We start from the raw sequence: 21,960 nt of genomic DNA, 5'->3' as shown, positions 1-21,960 counted from the left end.
ATGGGATTTCAGATAAAAAAGGAGGATAGGGTATGGGATTGTTTGATAAGAAAATCTGTGATATCTGCGGAGAGAAAATTGGGTTATTGGGAAATCGAAAACTGGATGACGGAAATCTGTGTAAGGATTGTGCGAAAAAATTATCACCATGGTTTGAGGAGCGGCGGCACAGTACAGTAGAGGATATCAAACGTCAGCTGGAATATCGTGAAAAAAACAAAAAAGCGGTAATGGACTTTTGTATAACCCGTCAGATCAATACCAGAAATTACAATGTTTTTATTGATGATAATAAGGGGAATTTTACTGTTGCGCGGAAACTGGATGTTAATGAAAACCCGGACATAGTTCCTTTATCAGCCATTGTACAGTGCAGGATTGATGTAGACCAACAGCAGCAAGAGGAAACATATACAAAGGATGGAGAAACTGTAAGTTATCAGCCACCGGTATATAAATATGAATTTGATTATACCATGCGTATTAAAGTGAGAACCCCGTGGTTTGATGATATGGATTTTCGCTTGAATACTTTCTCTATAAGCAGTGATAACAGAAGAGAATTGATGGAAGTGGAGCAGACTGCTTATCAGATTATTGCGGCACTGACACCAAATGCAGCCGGGATGCAGTCTGGAATGTCAGGAATGAACATGAATGGAGGAATGCAGTCTGGGATGCCAGGAATGAACATGAATGGAGGAATGCAGTCCGGAATGCCGGGAATGAACATGAATGGAGGAATGCAGTCCGGAATGCCGGGAATGAACATGAACGGAGGAATGCAGTCCGGAATGTCGGGAATGAACATGAATGGAGGAATGCAATCCGGAATGTCAGGGATGCAGCAGAACGGCAGTTCGTGGAAATGCCAGTGTGGTGCAGAGAATACCGGAAGGTTTTGTGAATACTGTGGTCAGCCAAGACCGTTTTAAGTAATGATTAAACAGAGTGGACATAATTGTTCACTCTGTTTGTGATAAAAAACTCTGAAAATAGATGATTTCTCTAAAAACTATATGACAAAATGGTGCTTTATAGTATAATTATTACAAAAATGGATTAGGGCGTATTTGAAAAATCATTCCTGCAAATTGTGACGCACATCTTGCGTAAAGCATTTTTCAAACACGCTCCGGTGAAAGAGGAATTTTCATGACATACAACAAAAAGAGGACTCTGTCATATGGAGTGATTCTGATAAGTGTGTTGCTGGCTTATTTCTGCAGGCAGGCGAGACCGGAAAATGTTTTTATGAGAAATCTGGCAGATCAGTGTCGTAGCTGTATTTATCTGGGAATGTACTGTGCCTGGGTGATTTATCTGGGAAAGCATGTAGTACATAAAAAAACGCGCAGATGCCTGACTGCAATTGGCTGTCTGATGGTATTCTGGTTCTTTGTGCGGACAGTAAAATTTCATATTTTTCATGATCCTCTTGGAGAACATATCTGCTGGTATCTATATTATATTCCCATGATTCTGATTCCGGTTCTGGGTTTGGCAGCAGCAATGTTTTTGGGCGAAAAGGAGGAAGAGAAAACGGTCAGAAAGATTATAATTTTGCTGACCGTGGCAGCGATATTGATCGTAAGTGTTTTTACAAATGATTTGCATCAGCTGGTATTTCGTTTTTCCAAACAGCCCCCATTTTCGGATAAAGATTACAGTTATGGTATTGTTTTTATGGTGATTCAGGGATGGATCTTGATCTGTCTGACAGGGATGGAAATCATTCTGATCAGAAAAAGCAGAATTCCGGGAAAGAAACAGTTCTGGCTGCCGGTGATTCCAGGAATATTACTTCTGGGATGGAATATCGGAAATATACTCCGCCTGCCTTTCATCAAAATCATTGCAGGGGATATGACGGCAGTGTGCTGCCTTTTAATGGCAGCAATTTTTCAGGGTTGTATATTATGTGGATTGATACAGACCAATAATCGATATTTTGAATTATTCCAGACTTCCGGAGGACTGGATGCAGAGATTACAGATCATTCTTTTCAGCGCTATTATCATTCCGGTGATTTTCCCGAGCTGTCGCCTGAACTGCGTAGAATCATAATAGACAGATCATCAGTACAGGAACAGGGAATCCGGATCAACCATATTCCTATAAGGGGAGGACATTTGTTTTGGTCAGAGGATATTTCGGTACTGTTGGATCAGTATCAGGATATTCGGGAACAGCAGGAGGAACTGACTGCCAGAAACCGTCTGTTACAGAAAGCTTATCAGAAAGAGGCTGAGCGTAGAAAGACAGAAGAACAGAATCGTCTGTTAAATATGATACAGAATCAGACCGCCGGTCAGCTGGAATTGCTGTCACAGTTTATGAATGAGCTGGAGCGGACAGAATCGAGGGAACAATATGATCGGATTCTCGGTAAAATTGTAGTTGTTGGTACGTATTTGAAGCGGAGAAAGAATCTGGTGCTGACACAATATGCATCAGATGGAAATCTGCTTACAATGGAAGATCTCAGACAAAGCCTGGCAGAATCCTGTGACAGCTTAAAATTATGTAGGATCCGGGCAGCTTACTACGCGGAAAATGTGGATGTGCAGCTGAATGCAGATGATATACTAAAATGCTATGACACCTTTGAATGGCTTGTGGAACGATTGGTTGATATCATGCAGTCTGTTTTTTACCGTGTGTCGCAGATTGATGATGCTCTGCGGATTTCAGTTCATATTGTATCAGAGGCGGATCTGCGTGGATTCATGTCGGAAAGGCCGGAATTAAAAGTGCAGCAGGAAGATGAAAACGAATGGTTTATTAGTTGTATCGTCTTCAGAAAGAGAGGCGGAAGATGATCAGTTTTGTGGAATGCAGTATGGCAATACAGAATGTTCTGATGATTCTTCTTGAAATCTGCATGATTCTGGAATTAATCCTTTTGTTAGTAAGAATTACCTGTTTTTCCGGGAAAAAGAAAATTGTAACGGCAGTGGCTGTCTTTGTAGTTTCTTTCATGCTTATGGGCGTTCTGATGAATGATCACAGATATTGTCTGGGAGAAAGTTCCTATCAGCCAATGCTTCAGGGTTATCCGGTCTGTGTTTTAATGACGGTGGTTATAGGAGTATTGATTTATCTTTGCTGGGCAATCCGGAGCGAGAGACGCAGATATCATCATTCTCTGTCTTACTGGTCTGTGAATGAAGCTGTGAATGATGTTCCCTGCGGGGTCTGCTTTTCGGATCCTCTTGGAAGGATTGTTTTGTGCAATAACAAGATGCAGGAACTGAGCAGAATTATGACAGGTTCTTATCTGCAGGATTATGAGGCATTAAGGAAAGCAATGAGTGGGGAACCTGAATCGGAAGGTCTTTGCAGATTGAGCAAAGACAGTAATGTGTTTTATTTTCCTGATGGTTCCGTCTGGATGTTTCAGGAATATAGTCTGCAGGAGCCGGATTGTGCAGGATATCTGCAGACAGTGGCAGTTAATGTATCAGAAATTTATTACAATGGTGAAAAAATCAGGGCAAACAATGAAAAGCTGGAAATCCTGAATCATAAGCTGGAGGAAATGTACGAAAAAATCGGAGATAAAATCAGAGAGCAGGAGACGCTTGTCATGAAAATGCAGGTTCATGACAATTTTGGACGAAGCCTTCTGTCAATACGCAGAATATTGGAAAGGAAAGAAGATCCGGATAAAATGGATAAACAGTTGTCTGTATTGAAACATCTGGTTTATATTCTTACCGGTTCTGCTGTTGAGAGTATGGAAGAAGTATATGAGGATACGATCAGACATGCAGGAGAGCTTGGAATTTCAGTTCAGATCAGTGGGAACTTTCCCATGCATCCATCTTACAGGCTGCTGACAGACAGGGCAATCCGTGAATGTGTGACAAACTGTGCCAGACATGCCCATGGCAGTACTGTTTGGGTGAAGATAGACAAAAATGCAGATGAATATACTGTTCAGATTACCAATGATGGAGAGGTGCCTGACAAAAATGCGGAAGAAGGCGGTGGTTTATCTGCACTGAGAAAGGCAGCTGAATCAGGAAAATGCAGGATGCAGGTTTCTTTTTCCCCTGAGTTTTGTCTGATATTGAAAATGCCACTGACAGAAAGGATGGGATTCGATGGTGCGGATACTGATAGTAGAAGATCAGAAGATCATGCAGAAGTATTTTGAATATATTATTATGCAGGAGCCGGAATTCCGACATGTCCAGACAGTTTCAGACGCACGTGAAGCTGTAAAAATCTGTGATTATTCGGCAATTGATCTTGTGATCATGGATGTGCAGACGTTTCATAATCATGATGGACTCAGTGCCGGAAAAGAAATCAGGGAGAAGTATCCCTATACAAGGGTATTGATCGTTACTTCACTGATCGACCCCAAGGTACTGGAGAGGGCAAAGTGTGGATGTGCAGACAGTCTCTGGTATAAGGATCACGGGGAAGAGGAAATACGGAGTGTGATCCACAGAACCTTAAATGGTGAGCATGTATTTCCGGATATGACGCCGAAGGTGGAGCTTAACTGGATCACAAGCGGTGATATCAGTCCCAGACAGTTGGAGATGCTCCGCCTGTATATCCGTGGAATGTCATATTCAGAGATTGCGCGGGAAATGAAATGCTCTACCTCCGGGGTGAGATGGAATTTTCAGGAAATGATAGCCAGGGCAGGATACAGTTGTAAAGAAGATTTGATAGCGGCTGCACTGGAAAGTAAACTGATCGTAACTACGTTAAAATAGCAAGCTGATAAACTGCGAAGTTATTCTGTTATGAGCAGAAAGCGAAGCGGAGTGCAAATATCCGCTTGATAAGAGAGGAAACAGACATGAATGATTTTTTGACAGAAAAAAATAAAAAAGCAGGGGTGTTGGGAAAACTGAAGTGGGTTCTTTGTGGCTTCTGCATACTTTTATCCCTGGGAGCCATTGGTGCATCGGAGAAGTATATTGGTGAAGGACGCTGGGGAATGGCAGCAACAGAGATCCTGCTCTGTCTGTTATTTTTATATCCGACTTTCAGGGAAGTTCAGAAAGCATTACGGAAGAAAAAAGCCAGGGAAATTGCCTGCTGGTTTGAATCTTATGCCCAGAATACGGTCTCATTTGAGAAACTTGAGCAGGAGCTGGGAAAAGGTGCAGTAAAAAAACTGGAAAAATTTATTGCCAGGGGATATATCCGGAATATCCAGATAGACAGAGAAGGAAATTATATTATGATTACTGCACCAAACAGACGTGTAAATGAAAAGATTTATATTACAGTTACCTGTACCAGCTGCGGTGCAAAGAATCAGGTAATAAAAGGACGTCTGAGCAATTGTGAATATTGCGGACAGCGTCTTAATTCATGATAAAAGCTCTATGAGTGGGAGGAGGAAAATGGTTATGTAACTAAAAGAAGGATTCAGAAAGGAGAAAGCTATGAAAAGTTTAAAAAGAGTGATGCTTCCGATTGTATTTTTGTGTGTTTGTCTTTTGTGTGCATGTGGTGAGAAAAAAACTGAAGAAGCAGCGCCTACGGCAACACCCACACCACTGCCGGAGTATAAAGAATATGATTATGGGGAGGGAAAATTTACGGTTACTCTTCCCTATGAAGCAGAAGAACCGACAGAAAAAGAGGGGTATCTGGAATTTGCAGATCCAGACGGGAAATGGACAATGACACTTGCACCCATAACAGCAGGGCAGATTTCAAATCGCATTACGGAACTTGAATATGCACAGAACGCCCGCGAAGGAGGAGCAAAGCAGGGAAAAACAGAAGAAACCACCATCAGCGGTATGAATGCAATTGTATTCAGCTCTAATCTGGATGAAGCTAAAAACGGACCGGATCAGACAGCAGTATATCTGGGAAGCGGAGAATATGCTGCAATTCTGAAATATGAGGATCATTATGTGGGAAACTGGGATGGTCTGAAGATTGAAGTAAAAACAACAGAGCGTTTTGATGATATCTATACTGTGATGGAAGATAAGCTGATACAGACTGTGATGAAGGGAATAAAATTCCAGGAAGGAATTGAGTATGAACAGGTGACTGCCAAAGGAATTTCCGTGAAACTGCCAACCCGGTGGCAGGGCAGAGAATATGCAGAGCTCTTTGTGAATGGAAAGATCCACTGTGCTTATGAGGGAAACCTGAATATTCAGATCGTCCACTTCCCGGATGCAAAGAAAAATGCAGAAAGAAAGGCAGACGGAGAAATAAAAGAAACAGATGTGGGAGAAAGCCATTATTATGTGGCATGCCGAAGGGAGGAAGGGGACATTACCCTTTACAGGGATCTGACAGATCAGTATATTATAAGCATACTGGTGAGCATTCCTGATTGTCCGGAAGAAGAACTCTGGAAATTCCTGGACAGGGAAGAGATGAAAACATTGCTGGAAAGTCTGGAGATTGACCTGGAACAGCTTGAGGAGGAACAGCAGGATAATGGCGGCTATGAGAAAAATGGCTATGAGGAGCTGAGTGGTTATACAGGAGAAGGAACGGAGCTTGTTCTGCCTTCCAGCATTGAAGACACGGTAATGAATGGTGTTGCTAGACTGGCATTTAAGGATAATACAAAGATTACTTCTGTTGAAGTTCCGGAAGGAATGCGCTATATTGACGTTTCAGCATTTGAGGGCTGCACCGGTCTGAAAAAAATAACACTTCCGGATTCTCTGACCTGGATTGGAGGCTATGCTTTTTCAGGCTGTACCAGTCTGGAAACTGTGGTTTTCGGTAATCAGGCAGTAGAAATTGACGGATCTGCATTCAGAGATTGTGTAGCCTTGAGAGATGTGGAACTGCCTGCCAGTGAAAATTATCTTTGGGATTCCGCTTTCAGTGGGGCAGGAGCCGGGGGATACATACATATAGGAGATGGTTCAACAGTAAAAGGCTGTTGCTTCATGGACACTGGATTTGAGGAAGCTGTCTTTGGAAAGGAATGTATTTTCGAAGGATTCGGAACCTTTTCCGGATCAAAAATCAAAAAGATCACATTGGGTGAAGGGATAACGGAATTACCGTCAGCATTTGCTTCCTTCTGTGATAATCTGGAGCAGGTAGATATGCCGGAAAGTCTGACGAAAATACCGGATGACTGTTTTTCGGCAAGTCCAAAGATGGAAAAAGAACAGTAGATTTATCAGATGTGCTCAATCAAAAATAGCGGCAGTGCTGCCGCTATTTTTACTTTATAGGAAAGACCGCCTGCGGCGCTCTCTTGAATTGAAAAATGCCCGCACGGAGGCGGGTACGACGACAAGACGGCTATTGGATCAGAAGATATAAAAGCCGCGAAATACTTAATGAGGAATATGGAAATGGATTTGCAGAGTTTTTGGTGCGGGCAATTCAGAATTTCTATAATAATAAATAATATGATGCGGCGGAGCTGTCAGTTTATAGTGGCTTAATGTTTTACATGTAGGTGTCAGATTAATCTGGCACCTTTATTAGGTTATCCACCAAAAGTACGCTTTAGAGCGTGTTTGAAAAATCCTTCCTGCAATCTGAAACACACTCTGGCGGGTGTAATTTTTTTATCTTTCGTCATCAAGAGTAACATCTGATAACGTCCTTGCATAAGCTGTAAGTCGTGCTAATTGGGTCGTGTTTAGATTCTTGCATGTTTCAATGAGAAAAAACAGAGATGGAGATTCACTTTGTTCAACGACTATTCTATTTGGAGATGGATCAGCAGATTTTCCAATAAGATAATCTGTAGATGTTGAAAAAACTTCAGCCATTTTAGAAATAATCTGTATAGAAGGGTTACGTGAACCAGCCTCGTATCGAAGATATGCAGGTTGCGAAATTTGTATTTTTTTAGCGGCCTCTTGTTTGGTTATTCCCAGTCTTAGTCGGCATTCTTTTAACCGTTCTTTATCTAAAATATCCATTGATCTTACTAATACTCCTATTATTGTTGAAATTATAATATTTTACATTGTAGCATAAATATATTGACAATACCATTGGTATATGATAAAAGATAAATATACCAATGGTATATTTGAGGGAGTGAAGGATAATGACAAAAGAAGAGATTGAAAAATTGATCAACAGTAAAAAATTCAGTAAAACAATTCGTTGTTATGGAGATGACAAGCTTGAGAATATTATTAAAGAAATATATTATGATGGTATGAGGGAAGGGTATGAATTGGCTAAATTTAGATTGAATTTGCTTAATGGTATGCCTTTTGGAGCAGCGGATGAATATTGGGATGATAATGCGGAAAATATCAGAAGCATTTTGGATTTATGTAAACAATATGAGAATTGTGGAAAACGGTAAAACGTGTAGTAGTAGTGATGAGTTAGACGCGCAAATTTTTTTATAAAACACCAGAACAAATGTTTACATAAGTAACTACATATGGTATGATGTTTATATGGAAAAAGATATATTTAATATAGATAAAAACAAACTTTCATATGGTAGGGGATATGTTTATTCTTTACAGTATCATCTTGTATGGTGCACAAAATACAGAAAAAAGGTCTTAAAAAATGGAATCGATACAGAATGTAAAGAAATGTTACAGAACCTTGCAGAAGAATATAAATTTGAGATCCTGGCAATGGAGGTGATGCCGGATCATATCCACCTGCTTGTGGACTGTAAACCACAGTTTTATATTTCCGATATGATCAAGATCATGAAAGGAAATCTTGCACGCCAGATGTTTCTTGTACATCCGGAGTTAAAAAAGGAACTGTGGGGTGGACATCTGTGGAATCCGTCTTACTGTGCCGTAACGGTCAGTGACAGGAGCAGAGATCAGATACTTGCTTATATCAAAGGACAAAAGGAAAAAGAAAAGAAGAAGGTCTGACAGAAGAAATTATTTAGTGGAGAGGAAAGAAGATGCGGACAGTATCCAGTTATGGCGTAGAATTACGAAAACAGAATATCCCGATCTGCCAGACACTGAAGATCTATAGGTCTGCGGTCAGTTATCTGACAGAAATATATGAGCAGGTGTGGGAAGAACTGAAAGAGATCCCTGATGCAAAAAGGCGGTTCAATGCCGCGGAGCATCTGGTACATACTACGAAAAAGAATTCTGCCTGCTTTGATTTTGATCTCCGTTTTCCAAAGATGCCATCCTACCTCAGAAGATCTGCAATCCAGCATGCATTGGGAAGCGTATCTTCTTACAAAACACGGATGGAGTTATGGGAAATGTCAGGGAAAAAAGAAGGAAAACCCCGGCTTGTATATGAGAACCATGCCATGCCCGTTTTTTACCGTGATGTAATGTACCGGGAAGGTACACAAGGAGATGAAGCATACCTGAAACTGTATGATGGTCATGACTGGAAATGGTTCCGTGTGCGGTTAAACCATACAGATATGGAATACCTCCGGAAGAACTGGTCCAGTAAAAAGGCATCTGCTCCGGCACTGGAGAAAAGACACTATAAATATTTCCTGCGTTTTTCCTATACAGAAGAAGTGATACTTACAGAAACACCGGTAAAAGAACAGATCATCTGCAGCGTGGACTTAGGAATCAATACCGATGCGGTCTGTACCATCATGCGGGCAGACGGAACTGTCCTGGGGAGAAAATTCATCGATCATCCCAGTGAAAAAGACCGGATGTACCGCACACTGGGAAGAATCCGGAGATTCCAGAGGGAACACGACGCTGCACAGTTACGGGGAAGATGGGCATATACGAAACGTCTGAATATAGAACTGGGAAGAAAGACTGCAGGTGCGATTGTAAAATATGCCGAAGAGAACCGTGCGGATGTGATCGTATTCGAATATCTGGAAATGCAGGGGAAGATATCCGGAAAGAAAAAACAGAAACTGCATCTGTGGAGAAAACGGGATATCCAGAAGCGTTGTGAACATCAGGCGCACAGAAGAGGAATGCGTGTATCCAGAGTCTGTGCGTGGAATACAAGCAGGCTTGCATACGATGGCTCCGGAAGCGTATCCCGTGACCCGAAAAATCACAGCCTTTGTGTATTCCAGACAGGAAAAAGATATAACTGTGACCTGTCGGCATCGTATAATATCGGAGCAAGATATTTTATCAGAGAACTTTTAAAACCCCTTCCGGAAACGGAAAGGTCTTTGCTGGAGGCAAAAGTTCCTGCAGTAAAGCGTAGAACCTCATGCATTTATGCGGATTTAAGAGAATTACATTTACAAATGGAAGCCTTAAAAGCAGCATAATTGCAGGCAGATATACAGCGGACTACCTGTATAATGTGGGAACCTGCCATGTCTGGCATAGTAAAATGTGCATAACTGCACTGGCCTAAGTTACAGGCGTATCCGCCGATATTTAGTCTGACGCCTAAAGCGTCTGGAAGCACGTGACTTCAGTCATGTGAGGAATTCACAAAGTAATAAGAGGTGAAATCTTGAGGGTTCATGGACAAAATTTCAGTGGGCAGATTTGGATTGTGAATATAATCGTGATATGGGAGAAACTAAAACAATATATATTAATGATTTTGAGTATAGTTTTGTTCCAGATCTGATTATTCATAGAAGAAAGAGTAACAAGAATAATCTTCTTGTAATTGAGTTTAAAAAGGAAAATGCAAGAGAAGAAGATAAAGAGTATGATAAAAAGAAATTAATAGCTTTGACTAGTGAGGAAAAATTCTTTAAATATAATTTTGGCTTATATGTTGAACTAGGAAGAAATAAGGTAAAGGTATCTGTTTATCAGAATGGAAATCTGTGTGAGGACTTAAGCTATAGTATTTCTTATTAGAAAATATTGGGAACAGTAACCATAGGAAAACAGCTGGGAAATTGAACATTTGATACTGCATCTGGAGAATCTTTCTATAGCGTAATAGGCGGACCATATAATTAAAATTACAAATATCATGTAAAGCATGAAATGCAAGTTGGATTAAAGAATGACCTTGATGGTCTGGTTTCCCAGACTATCAAGGATTTTTTTATAGAAGGGATATCTGGAAGATATAAAATCTTTGTACAATTGCACGGTGTTTTTATAGAATAAAAAATTTTTAAAATAATTTATCTAAACCAGGGATAATTTACAGCGCTGTCCGTCTAATCTATGTAAAAAGAAATGCCGGCAGACCAAAGAAGGTGGTGTTAAAGTGACCAGAGAACAATTAGGAACATTAATTCTCGACTCCGAGAGACAATTGTATTCCACTGCCAAAACAATTTTATCTGATGATCATGATTGTGCGGATGCAATTCAGGAAACGATTGTTAAGGCGTTTTCCAAGATTGAGACATTAAGAAATGATAAGTATGCCAAAACATGGCTGATCCGTATATTGATCAATGAGTGTTATACCCTTTTAAGAAAATCGAGTAGACTGGTACCTCTGGAAGGGATGAGTGAAATGGCGGAAACGAATGCAGATACGAATACGGACTACAGTGACCTGTACAAAGCACTGAACTCTCTGAAAGAAGAATTGCGATTGCCAGTTATCCTCTATTATATCGAAGATTTCAATATAAAAGAGATAGCACAGATCCTTGAGATAAGCGAAGGGGCAGTCCAGAAAAGACTTGCGAGAGCACGGGGAAAACTTAAGCGTGATTTACAGGAAAGTGAGGGACTGATCATATGAGATTAGAATATATGAAAAATAACATTCCTGAAACTCCGGAATTTATTCATCTGATGATCCAGGATGAAGTAAAAAAACAGCTTCAGGATATAAAAGTAATTAATATTCGAACAGGAAGAAAGAAAAAATGGACAGGCAAAAAAGTAGTTGCGGCAGTAGCAGCAGGCGCACTGGCTGCCTCAACAATAGTCTATGCAGGTACAAATTTATATCATATGTTTATAGAAAAACAGGGAAAATACAGTATTTCAATCGGACTTGAGACAGATGACAAAAATGGAAAGATTGATCTTCCGGCAGAAATCCATGACATAGATATTTCAACGGGATATATTCCGGAAGGTATGGAGTGGATCGACGAATTTCATCTGCAGTATCCAGAACATATAAATAATGGAGGATTCAGTTTTTCATCTGTACTTTTGGACAATGATGATATGGGAAAAGTAATACAGGACAAAAATGTGGTCGATTATGAAAAAAGGACTTTTGGCAGTTATGAGGGCGTATATCTTAAATTTAATAAACTCTGGGAAGAGTCTTATGATCAGAGAATTTATCTTTTTTGCCCGGATATATATCGTGTAATTACGATTTATATAGGTGACGATGTATTAAAAGAAGATGCTGTTAAAGTAGCTGAGAATCTTGAGATCACAGAAAATGAGACAATGATAGAAACTGCTGATCTGTATACCTGGAGTGAACTGGTGTCACCTGAAGAAACATTGACAGACGAAGCAATTACTTCTATTGAAGATGATAAACTGCCGATACATCAGATAGGTGATGAATTCACCATATCAGGAACAGGAGAAGACAGCAATGGCAACTATATAGACGACAGTAAGATTTCAGTTTGTGTAGATTCTATTCAGATAGCGGACGACCTGCAGCTGTTTGACCAGGATCATGTGCCGGAAAAATTGCTGGCTGAAGTTGGAGAAGATGGAAAACTGATAGATAATACGTTATCCTATGTTAAATCCGGCGACGGTATTAATTCTGTAGATGAGATCGTAAAAACAGAAAATGTGAAACAGAAACTTATTTATGCGACAGTTACTTATACAAACAGGTCAGACGAGGAAATCACTCATATGCTGTATCTTGGATCATTGATGTTGCTGAAGCATGAGAATGGAATTTATGAGATTTATGATCCGGGAGATCAGTCTGGCAATGGATTCGACCGTGTTATCTGGAGTGGCGGGGAAAAAACACCCGAAATGCAGTATTATAGTGTGTCCGAAGATTATGGAAATGGAGGAAACTATATTTCTTCCCTGAAACCTGACGAAAGTGTGCAGGTGGATATGGCCTGGATCGTGAATGAGAGTGATCTGGATCATATGTATCTTAATATCAATGGAGACGGAGCAGCATATGAATTTTCGGATGCTACGTTAAAGATGGGACTGGTAGATATTTTCCAGCAGTAAAAACTATATTATGGAATATTGAAATGTAATTTTCGAGACCTTTGTAACCGTACGGGAATTCCTTTTCAAACATATAGAATGGGAATCCATGAATTAAAGCAGTATGAATCATATACAAAGAAATTGACTGCAAATGATCAGCGGAGACTGGAAGTTCTGTTGGAAAAGAAAGAATATGAAACTGTATGGCCAGTATTAAAGTATATGAAAGAACATGGAAAAAAGCTGGAACAGGAAAGTATTTCTTAACTTTGTTGCAACGTTAAAGTGTAAATTTAAAGAACAGTTTGTTTTGATGGAACTATATGTCATTAAGGCAGGCTGTTTTTTTATATCGCTGAAGTACTCCGTTGCAGTTACAAACGCCAATAAATCAAGCAGCACCCCTGCCTGTTTTATCTCCTTAACAGTCAGCAAAACTAAAGTTATACAGCCTCAGAACTCTTGGCTATAGTTTAAAACAATAACTAACCCTACAAAACCCTTATAACCATATTTATTGACATTATAATTCATTAATGCTATTATTTTCCAAACAGAAAACATACTAATTCGATAGGAATAATAGGTAGAGTAGACAATAAAGCACACGCGAGAACAAAGGACGACGAGATATGTATATTGAATTAAAACACATCAATAAATCTTTTGGAGATTTTCAGGCTTCCAAAGATGTGAATATTGCAATTGAAAAAGGAAAACTGGTTGGTCTTCTTGGACCGTCAGGAAGTGGAAAGACAACGATTCTCCGAATGCTTGCAGGGCTGGAGCATCAGGATTCCGGCGATATCTGTATTAATGGAAATGTGGTAAACGATCTCCCATCCAGTCAGAGAGGAATCGGATTCGTATTTCAGAACTACGCCTTATTTCCTTATCTTACTGTATATGACAACATTGCTTATGGCTTAAAGATTCAGAAGAAAGATAAGAAATTTATCAAAAACAGAGTAGGAGAACTTCTGGATCTGGTAGGACTTCCGGGACTGGAAAAGAGATATCCGGATCAGCTCTCCGGTGGCCAGAGACAGCGAATCGCACTTGCAAGAGCACTGGCACCGAATCCTGAGCTATTACTTCTGGATGAGCCATTTGCAGCAATCGACGCGAAAGTACGACAGGAACTTCGAACCTGGCTGAGAGAAACCATTGATAAGATCGGAATCACAAGTATTTTCGTAACCCACGATCAGGATGAGGCCATTGAGGTAGCGGATGAGATCATCATCACCAATGAAGGCCGGGTAGAGCAGATGGGAGATCCGGTAGAGATTTATCTTCATCCGAAGACTCCATTTGTTGCGCAGTTTATCGGAAAATCCTCCATCATCGAAGAATACGGAAAATTAAAAGGATTTGATTCCATCGGACCTGGTACAAAAGCAGTCATCCGACCGGAATTTATAGAGATCAAGAATTCCAAAGATGTAATAGAAGAGAGTGCCATTTACGAACATGCAACAGTAGAACAGAGTATTTTCAGAGGTAATTACTTCGAAGTACTGTTAAATATCAAAGGAATCACCGTAAGAACTAATTCCCCTCTGGTCAACGGACCATTAAAGAGTGGCGATAAGGTATGGGTGCTCATCAATCAGATGTATGTCTTCGATGACAAGACAACAACAACACTGACAAACAAAGGACTGGATGCATCCAGCATGTACTATATCTAGGAAGGCGGCAGAGAATATGGCAGCACAGACAGTAAGCACAAAGAAAAAAGGCAATTGGGATCTGCCTCTGAAAATTATCAAAACAGGGATTGTATCCTGGCTGATCGTTTTTCTGATTTGGGGACTTGGATCCCTGCAGTATGATGAAATTTTTCTTCCGAGTCCGGCAGAGACCTGGGAGGCATTAAAAACACTGATAAAAGACGGAACCTTATGGGCGGATGTGGTAGCATCTATAAGCAGAGTATTAAAAGGCTGGGGACTTGCAGTTGTCACGGCAGTGCCGATCGGATTGGTAGTCGGACATTTCAAACCGATCCGCTGGATCGTAGAGCCGATCTTAAGCCTGTTTCGTTTCATTCCGGCCATTGCACTGACTTCACTGTTTCTGATGTGGTTTGGTGTGGATGATACTTCAAAAGTAGCACTGATCCTGTATGCAGCATTTTTCCAGGTGCTGGTCAATACAATCGCAGGAGTAGTTGCTACTGATCCATCTCTGATGGAAGCTGCATCCTGTATGGGCGCCAGCCGATTGAGAGTGTTTTTTACAGTGGTTCTGCCGTCCGCAGTTCCGAATATCTTCACAGGTATCCGACTGGGACTCAGCAGCAGTATCATTTGTGTAATTGCGGCAGAGATGCTGGTTGGCAACGATGGTCTTGGTTATCTGATCCAGAGTTCCAAGATGTACTATAAAACAGCCTGGGCATTTGCAGGAATCGTTACCCTGGCATTGATCGGATTCGTAGCAGATCGTCTGCTTCAGCTTTTCGGAACGACATTTTTAAAACATTTTGGTGTGAAAAAAGCGTAATGAAAAACGCAGTAAAAAAGTGTAATAAAAACGCTGAAAATGCAACGTAAAGAGGCGTAATGAAAGAAAAGCAGCCGCTGTAAAAGTCAGGAGAGCTGCGGTATATAAAATAAGAGGAGTACACAGGAGGGACGTTATTATGAAGAAAAGAGTTATCAGTCTGGCAGCTACAGCAGTGTTTATTCTTGGAGCACTTTCCGGCTGCGGCAGTACATCATCTTACAACAGCACACAGACAACAAAAGAGACAACAGAAGAAACCGCATCCTCCGATGCATCTACATCTGACGGGGATCTGGTAACAGTAAGAGATGCAGTCATGACCGGTCAGCTTGATCAGTATGCTACGGAAGTAGGATTATGGCAGGGGATTTTTGAAAAATATGGAATTGACCTGAAAACAACAGAATTTGTAGCCGGTATCAATACCATTGATTCTGTAGTCAGCGGAACTGCTGATATTGGAATGATGGCAGATTATGCGGCAGTTAACCGTCTGGGTAATACTCTTGATGCCACAGACCTGAAGATTTTTTCACAGCTTTCCGGTGGCGGCACAGCACAGTCAGGCGGATTGTATGTGGATCCGAAATATGCCGATGATCTTGAGAGTCTGGATGGTTCAGCAGGATTCATGTATCAGGAAGGAACAGTAACTTACTATTATGCAAGTAAGTGCATCGAATATCTGGGACTGGATGAGAGCAAACAGAATCTGATCAATACCGATTCTTCTCAGACCCGATTGGCACTGATCCAGAAAGGAAGCGCATCCGCAGTATATGCGAATGGCTCCGAGGCAAATTATATTGAAGATGCCGGATGGGTTCTGGCAGCAACTTCTCAGGAAATCGGCATCCAGACAGGAACCTACTTCCTGGCAACAGATAACTATATTACCGAAAATAAAGAGGTGCTTGCAAAATTCCTGCAGGCGATCGACGAAAGTACACAGTATATCAATGACCATCTGGATGAAACCGCAGAATATCTGGAAAGTGATCTGGGAATCAAAGCAGATGATTTTAAGGCAAACTGGGAGAACTACAGCTTCACACCTGGATTTTCAGAGGAAGCAACACAGCATCTGGAAGATATTGAGAAATGGGGCTTCGAACATGGAAGTTTCCCGAAAGATTACAATGTTCGTGATTTTATCACTACTGAAGCAGTAGACATTGCATATCCGGACCAGGCAACAGCTGAATAAGCAGACAAAGGAGAAATCATTATGATACAGGAACTGAACGTAAACAATTTTGATCAGGAGATTCAGAAAGACAAACCAGTGGTTGTAGAATTCTATACCACTGCATGCAGCCATTGCAAAAAACTGGCAGGTGCATTAAATAAACTTTCCGAGGAAAAGGGAGACGATGTTTTCTTTGGTAAATGCAATATTGACCAGGAAGCACTGTTGCAGAGCAGATTTGATATTTCAGCAGTACCGACATTGTTATTTATCAAAAACGGAGAGATTAAAAACAAACTGGTGGGTGAAGTTCATCCGCTGATCATACAGGAAGAAATTAAAAAACTGGCATAGAACAAAAAAGACAGAAGAAATAAAGATTAAGAAACAGGAGGCAAAAGATCATGGGTTATCCAAGCGTATTTCCAACAGGAGTTTTAGTATATAACAAAGAGAAAGCATATAACGGTTACACAATTTATCCATCAGCAAAGGGAGCACTTCTGATCGACATGAACGGAAATGAAGTGAATCTGTGGGCAGGTCTTGGCGGATTTCCAAACAAGATTCTTCCGGGTGGCTATGTAATGGGAACTACCGGAGAACGTGGTGGAAAATATGCATATCAGGATCAGCTGGATCTTGTGCAGGTAGATTATGACGGAAATATCGTCTGGAAATTTGATCATAATGAACTGATCGCAGACCCGGGAAAAGAGCCGACCTGGCAGGCAAGACAGCATCATGATTATCAGAGAGAAGGAAACACTGTTGGATATTATTATCCGGGCGGAGAGCCAAAAACTGACAGTGGAAACACAATTATCCTGACACATGAGAATGTATACAATCACGAAATTTCAGATAAAAAACTGATTGATGACAAGATTATCGAAGTAGACTGGGAAGGAAATATCCTCTGGAGCTGGCGTGCTTCTGATCATTTTGAAGAATTTGATTTTGACGAATCTGCAAAGAATGTACTGTCCCGTAATCCGGGACTTCACGGAGAAGCCGGCGGCGACTGGATGCATATTAACTGCGTATCCGTACTTGGAGAAAATAAATGGTACGATGCAGGCGATGAGAGATTCCATCCGGACAACCTGATCTTTGATGCGAGAAATGCAAACATTCTGGCAATCATCAGCAAGAAAACAGGAGAAATCGTATGGCAGATCGGACCTGATTTTTCCAAGACAAAAGAGCTTAGAAAATTAGGCTGGATCATTGGACAGCATCATTTCCACATGATTCCAAAAGGTCTTCCGGGAGAAGGAAATCTGCTGGTATTTGACAATGGTGGAGAAGGTGGTTACGGAAATCCAAACCCATCCGCACCAACCGGAAACAACAACGCACACAGAGATTACTCCCGTGTTCTGGAATTTGATCCGATCACACTGGAAATCATCTGGCAGTATACGCCACTGGAAGCAGGAAACCTGTTATTCACCGATGCTTCCAAATTCTACAGCTCCTACATCAGTTCCGCGCAGCGTCTTCCAAATGGAAACACACTGATCACAGAAGGTTCTGACGGACACCTGATCGAGGTAACACCGGAGCATGAGATTGTATGGGAATATGTAAATCCTTACTTTAAAAATATCGGTGGAAACTTCAAGATGAACATGGTTTACCGTGCATACCGTGCACCGTATGAATGGGTACCGCAGGCAACTCATGGTGAAGAAGTGTCAATTGAGCCGCTGGATGTGGAAACTTTCCGTGTGCCGGGAGCATCTAAGGGAGCAGGAACCGGAAAAGTGACCGTAGTTGCAGGAGTAGATCCAAATCGTTCCAGTGTAACCGGAATGAACGGAGATGATGACGACAGTGATGATGAGAGACTTGATTTCTGCGTAGCTTCTGTAAAGAAGGGTGATCTGAAAGAAGAGAAATAAGGGAACGAAAGATATGACATATGACGTAGGTATCATCGGCAGCGGTCCGGCAGGTTTAAGCGCAGCCATCTATGCAAAACGGGCAAATCTGTCAGCCGTAGTGATAGAAAAAGAATATGAGGGAACCGGACAGATTGCGGAGAGCGGCCAGGTAGACAACTACCTGGGACTGCCGGGGATCAGTGGATATGATCTGGGAGAACAGTTCCGGGAACATGCAGTAAAATTTGGAGTATCTTTTCTGGAGCAGGAAGTAACAGAGATAAAAAAAGAAGACTCTGCAGTTTTTACAATTATATTTGAAGACGGATCGTCAGTAGAAACCAAAACTGTAATCTATGCAGCAGGGGCGACACCGCGAAGAGCGAATATTCCGGGAGAACAGGAATATTCAGGAAAGGGCGTTTCCTATTGTGCAATCTGTGACGGATCTTTTTACAGGGGTAAAAAAGTCGCTGTTCTTGGCGGCGGAGATACAGCACTTGATGATGCTGTTTATCTGGCAGATCTGGCAGAACAGGTATATGTGATCCACAGAAGAAAAGAATTCCGCGGTGCAGCCACAACAGTGGAAAAACTGAGAAAAAAAGAAAATGTTACGTTTGTACTGGAACATCAGGTAAAAGAAATTACCGGAGCAGAGAAAGTAAACGGAGTGGTTCTGGAAGACGGAACTGCGATAGCAGTGGATGGTGTATTCGTAGCTTACGGATCAGTACCGCAGACAAATCTGGTGAAAGAACTTGTGATACTGGATGCAGCAGGTTATGTGAAAGCAGAGGAAACAGGAGAAACCAGTCTGGCAGGTCTGTATGTGGCAGGAGATGCACGAACCAAGAAACTTCGCCAGGTAGTAACCGCAGTTTCGGACGGTGCCAATGCAGCAACTGCAGTGGTGGAATACCTGAAATAAAGTTATAGTTGAACGAAAATATTATTACAATTACAGCAGGTAATTTAACCAGATCAAATAGCGAAGTGGATTACAAATATCTGCCAGCTAATTGATTCTGGTTCGTAACTGTAAAGAGAATAAGCAGTTACAGATCAAAGACAAAACAGGAAAGTAACGATCTGCGGGAATGATCCGAAAAGACACGTTACTGAGAGAGGAAAAAAGAGTATGAGTTTTAATACAGACCTCCTCCATGCAGGAGTGGATCGGGAAGCAAAGGGAGCAACTCTTACCCCGATCTATCAAAGCAGTGCGTTTGAACAGGATACCGCCGCAGATCTGGAAAAAATATTTGAAAATAAAGCGCCGGGATTCTGTTACACCCGTGTAGGGAATCCAACAGTAGCTGCATTTGAAAACAGGATCACAAAACTGGAGGGTGGCATGGCTTCTATCGCCTGTGCTTCCGGTATGGCGGCTATTATGAATGCTATTTTAAATATCGTGCGAAGCGGAGATGAGATCGTATCTTCCGCAAGCCTTTACGGAGGATCCATTGATCTGTTCCGTGATATTGAAGAGTTCGGGATTACAACACGGTATGTAAAGAACAATGACTGGGAGGCAATCGAGGAAGCAATTAATGAGCATACGCGCCTGATTTTTGCAGAGACGATTGGAAATCCCTGTTTAGACGTAACAGATGTGGAGCGATTGGCACAGATTGCTCATGAACATAAGATTCCGTTGATCCTGGATAATACCACAGCAACGGCTTATCTTTTTCAGGGAATTAAACACGGTGCAGATATTGTGGTCAATTCTTCTTCCAAATATATCAATGGAAGTAGTAATTCCATCAGTGGTATCCTGACCTACAGCGGAAAATTCAAATGGGATCCTGAGATGTATCCGCAAATTGCAGCTTACAAAAAGTTTGGCTCACTTGCATATATCGCAAGACTGCGAAACAGTCTCTTCAGAGACACCGGAGCATGTCTGGCACCGATGAATGCTTACTTAAATCTGATCGGTATGGAAACTCTGGGATTGCGAATGGAGCGACAGTGTGATAATGCGCTGGCGCTGGCACAGTGGCTGGAGAATACTTACTCATCTATTACCGTTAATTATCCGGGATTGAAAAGCAGCAATTGGAATGAAATCGCAGAGAAGCAATTTACCAGAGGATATGGAGCAATCCTGACTCTCCGGGTGGGAAGTAAAGAAAAAGCATTTGCATTGATTGATGCACTGAAAATTCCGTATACACTTTCAAATATCGGAGATACGAAGACACTGGTGATCCATCCGGGATCAACGATCAGTCTTCACAGTTCAGAGAAAGAAAAAGAAGATGCTGGTGTTTTTGAAGACTTGATCCGTGTGAGTGTGGGAATCGAAGATATTGAAGATCTGAAAGCAGATTTCGCTCAGGCAATTGAAAAAATCTGGGAGTTATGATACATTTCGCTCAGGCGATTGAAAAAATCTAAGCGTTATGATACATTTCACTCAGACGATTGAAAAAAACTGAGAGGTATGATACAAAGGAGAGAGAAAAAATGGCACAGAAAGTAGATTATGCAGCCTTAAAAAAGGGCGGCTATATGAGACAGAAACAGAAAGGTTATGGCTCCTTGCGATTGGCAGTGATCGGCGGTAATCTGACTGCTGAAAATATCAAAGCTGTAGCAGAAGTAGCAGAAAAATACGGTCGTGGTTATGTACATATGACATCCCGTCAGGGAATAGAGATTCCGTTTATCAAAGTGGAAGAACTGGCAGAAGTTAAAGAGGCACTGGCAAAAGGCGGCGTTGGAACTGGTGTATGCGGTCCTCGTGTCCGTACTATCACGGCCTGTCAGGGATCAGAAGTCTGTCCGAGTGGATGCATCGATACTTACACACTTGCAAAAGAACTGGATGCCAGATATTTCGGACGTGAGCTTCCTCACAAATTCAAGTTCGGTGTTACCGGATGTCAGAATAACTGTCTGAAAGCAGAAGAAAATGATGTCGGGATCAAGGGCAGTATGAACATCGAATATAAAGAAGACGACTGCATTTCCTGTGGCGTATGTGTAAAAGCCTGTCGACAGGACGCACTGAAGATGGTGGACGGTAAAGTAGAACTGGACACCCAGAAATGTAATCACTGCGGCCGCTGTGTAAAGAGCTGTCCGGTGGATGCATGGGAAGGAACTCCGGGATATATCGTATCCTTTGGAGGAACTTTTGGAAATAACATCTATAAAGGAGAAGAATTGCTTCCTCTGATCCCGGATAAGGAAACTTTGTTCCGTGTAACAGATGCAGCAATTACTTTCTTTGAGAAAAATGCAAATCCAAGCGAACGTTTCCGCAAGACCTTGCAGCGTGTGGGAGAGGAAGATTTCCGCAAACAGCTGAAAGATGCGTATGAGGGACACTGA

At 41.5% G+C, this 21,960-nt stretch carries 22 protein-coding genes; 21 read left to right on the top strand and 1 reads right to left on the bottom strand.

Annotation, left to right across the window (positions count from 1 at the left end; translation table 11 throughout):
• Positions 1-32 precede the first annotated feature (32 nt).
• From KQI87_RS00475 to KQI87_RS00450, 6 genes are all read left to right on the top strand, one after another.
• The gene (locus KQI87_RS00475) at positions 33-935 is read left to right on the top strand and encodes a DUF4428 domain-containing protein (RefSeq protein WP_216458436.1); all 903 of its coding nucleotides are present in this window, start codon (positions 33-35) and stop codon (positions 933-935) included.
• A gap of 220 nt (positions 936-1,155) precedes the next feature.
• Entirely contained in the window at positions 1,156-2,823 is a 1,668-nt protein-coding gene (locus KQI87_RS00470) for a histidine kinase N-terminal 7TM domain-containing protein (protein ID WP_216458435.1), read from the top strand.
• Positions 2,820-4,163 carry a sensor histidine kinase gene (locus tag KQI87_RS00465; protein ID WP_253292280.1) on the top strand — a complete coding sequence of 448 codons (1,344 nt, stop codon included), beginning with the start codon at positions 2,820-2,822 and terminating at the stop codon, positions 4,161-4,163. The genes KQI87_RS00470 and KQI87_RS00465 overlap by 4 nt, the downstream gene beginning before the upstream one ends.
• Positions 4,111-4,737 (top strand): response regulator transcription factor, encoded by a 627-nt coding sequence (locus KQI87_RS00460; RefSeq protein WP_216458434.1) that lies wholly within the window; start codon positions 4,111-4,113, stop codon positions 4,735-4,737. The genes KQI87_RS00465 and KQI87_RS00460 overlap by 53 nt, the downstream gene beginning before the upstream one ends.
• A gap of 86 nt (positions 4,738-4,823) precedes the next feature.
• Positions 4,824-5,348, top strand: coding sequence for a hypothetical protein (locus tag KQI87_RS00455; RefSeq protein ID WP_055199793.1), 525 nt, complete (start codon positions 4,824-4,826; stop codon positions 5,346-5,348).
• Between the two features lie 70 nt (positions 5,349-5,418).
• On the top strand, positions 5,419-7,137 hold the full coding sequence (locus tag KQI87_RS00450; RefSeq protein ID WP_216458433.1) for a leucine-rich repeat domain-containing protein: 1,719 nt from the start codon (positions 5,419-5,421) through the stop codon (positions 7,135-7,137).
• A 402-nt stretch (positions 7,138-7,539) separates the two neighbouring features.
• Here KQI87_RS00450 and KQI87_RS00445 read toward each other — a convergent pair whose 3' ends face one another.
• Positions 7,540-7,899, bottom strand: a complete 360-nt coding sequence (locus tag KQI87_RS00445; protein ID WP_216458432.1) for a helix-turn-helix domain-containing protein — start codon at positions 7,897-7,899, stop codon at positions 7,540-7,542.
• Between the two features lie 131 nt (positions 7,900-8,030).
• Here KQI87_RS00445 and KQI87_RS00440 point away from each other — a divergent pair, with 131 nt between their 5' ends.
• The 15 genes from KQI87_RS00440 (at position 8,031) to KQI87_RS00370 (ending at position 21,960) form a co-directional block, all read left to right on the top strand.
• On the top strand, positions 8,031-8,297 hold the full coding sequence (locus KQI87_RS00440) for a hypothetical protein (RefSeq protein WP_216458431.1): 267 nt from the start codon (positions 8,031-8,033) through the stop codon (positions 8,295-8,297).
• A 97-nt stretch (positions 8,298-8,394) separates the two neighbouring features.
• Positions 8,395-8,838: an IS200/IS605 family transposase gene (gene tnpA / locus KQI87_RS00435; protein ID WP_216458430.1), complete on the top strand. Its 444-nt coding sequence runs from the start codon at positions 8,395-8,397 to the stop codon at positions 8,836-8,838.
• Between the two features lie 32 nt (positions 8,839-8,870).
• Positions 8,871-10,196 carry an IS200/IS605 family accessory protein TnpB-related protein gene (locus KQI87_RS00430; RefSeq protein WP_216458429.1) on the top strand — a complete coding sequence of 442 codons (1,326 nt, stop codon included), beginning with the start codon at positions 8,871-8,873 and terminating at the stop codon, positions 10,194-10,196.
• A gap of 250 nt (positions 10,197-10,446) precedes the next feature.
• Entirely contained in the window at positions 10,447-10,746 is a 300-nt protein-coding gene (locus KQI87_RS00425) for a hypothetical protein (protein ID WP_216458428.1), read from the top strand.
• Positions 10,747-11,107: 361 nt separating this feature from the next.
• Positions 11,108-11,596: a sigma-70 family RNA polymerase sigma factor gene (locus KQI87_RS00420; protein ID WP_216458427.1), complete on the top strand. Its 489-nt coding sequence runs from the start codon at positions 11,108-11,110 to the stop codon at positions 11,594-11,596.
• Positions 11,593-13,038, top strand: coding sequence for a hypothetical protein (locus KQI87_RS00415; RefSeq protein ID WP_216458426.1), 1,446 nt, complete (start codon positions 11,593-11,595; stop codon positions 13,036-13,038). The genes KQI87_RS00420 and KQI87_RS00415 overlap by 4 nt, the downstream gene beginning before the upstream one ends.
• A gap of 78 nt (positions 13,039-13,116) precedes the next feature.
• Positions 13,117-13,287: a hypothetical protein gene (locus tag KQI87_RS00410; protein ID WP_216458425.1), complete on the top strand. Its 171-nt coding sequence runs from the start codon at positions 13,117-13,119 to the stop codon at positions 13,285-13,287.
• Positions 13,288-13,652: 365 nt separating this feature from the next.
• Positions 13,653-14,714 carry a sulfate/molybdate ABC transporter ATP-binding protein gene (locus tag KQI87_RS00405; protein ID WP_216458424.1) on the top strand — a complete coding sequence of 354 codons (1,062 nt, stop codon included), beginning with the start codon at positions 13,653-13,655 and terminating at the stop codon, positions 14,712-14,714.
• 16 nt (positions 14,715-14,730) lie between these two features.
• On the top strand, positions 14,731-15,531 hold the full coding sequence (locus KQI87_RS00400; RefSeq protein WP_216458423.1) for an ABC transporter permease: 801 nt from the start codon (positions 14,731-14,733) through the stop codon (positions 15,529-15,531).
• Positions 15,532-15,670: 139 nt separating this feature from the next.
• Positions 15,671-16,741, top strand: a complete 1,071-nt coding sequence (locus tag KQI87_RS00395; protein WP_216458422.1) for an ABC transporter substrate-binding protein — start codon at positions 15,671-15,673, stop codon at positions 16,739-16,741.
• 21 nt (positions 16,742-16,762) lie between these two features.
• Positions 16,763-17,077 (top strand): thioredoxin family protein, encoded by a 315-nt coding sequence (locus KQI87_RS00390; protein ID WP_216458421.1) that lies wholly within the window; start codon positions 16,763-16,765, stop codon positions 17,075-17,077.
• Positions 17,078-17,127: 50 nt separating this feature from the next.
• Entirely contained in the window at positions 17,128-18,630 is a 1,503-nt protein-coding gene (locus KQI87_RS00385; protein WP_216458420.1) for an aryl-sulfate sulfotransferase, read from the top strand.
• A gap of 13 nt (positions 18,631-18,643) precedes the next feature.
• Positions 18,644-19,543, top strand: coding sequence for an NAD(P)/FAD-dependent oxidoreductase (locus KQI87_RS00380; protein WP_216458419.1), 900 nt, complete (start codon positions 18,644-18,646; stop codon positions 19,541-19,543).
• Positions 19,544-19,753: 210 nt separating this feature from the next.
• The gene (locus KQI87_RS00375; protein WP_216458418.1) at positions 19,754-20,989 is read left to right on the top strand and encodes an O-acetylhomoserine aminocarboxypropyltransferase/cysteine synthase family protein; all 1,236 of its coding nucleotides are present in this window, start codon (positions 19,754-19,756) and stop codon (positions 20,987-20,989) included.
• Between the two features lie 101 nt (positions 20,990-21,090).
• Positions 21,091-21,960 carry a 4Fe-4S binding protein gene (locus KQI87_RS00370; RefSeq protein ID WP_216458417.1) on the top strand — a complete coding sequence of 290 codons (870 nt, stop codon included), beginning with the start codon at positions 21,091-21,093 and terminating at the stop codon, positions 21,958-21,960.

The organism is Blautia sp. MSJ-9, from assembly GCF_018919065.1.
In the GTDB taxonomy this organism is placed as follows: Bacteria; Bacillota; Clostridia; order Lachnospirales; family Lachnospiraceae; genus Blautia_A.
The sequence above is the reverse complement of the archived record's forward strand: the minus strand, read 5'-3'. Positions and strand labels throughout refer to the sequence as shown.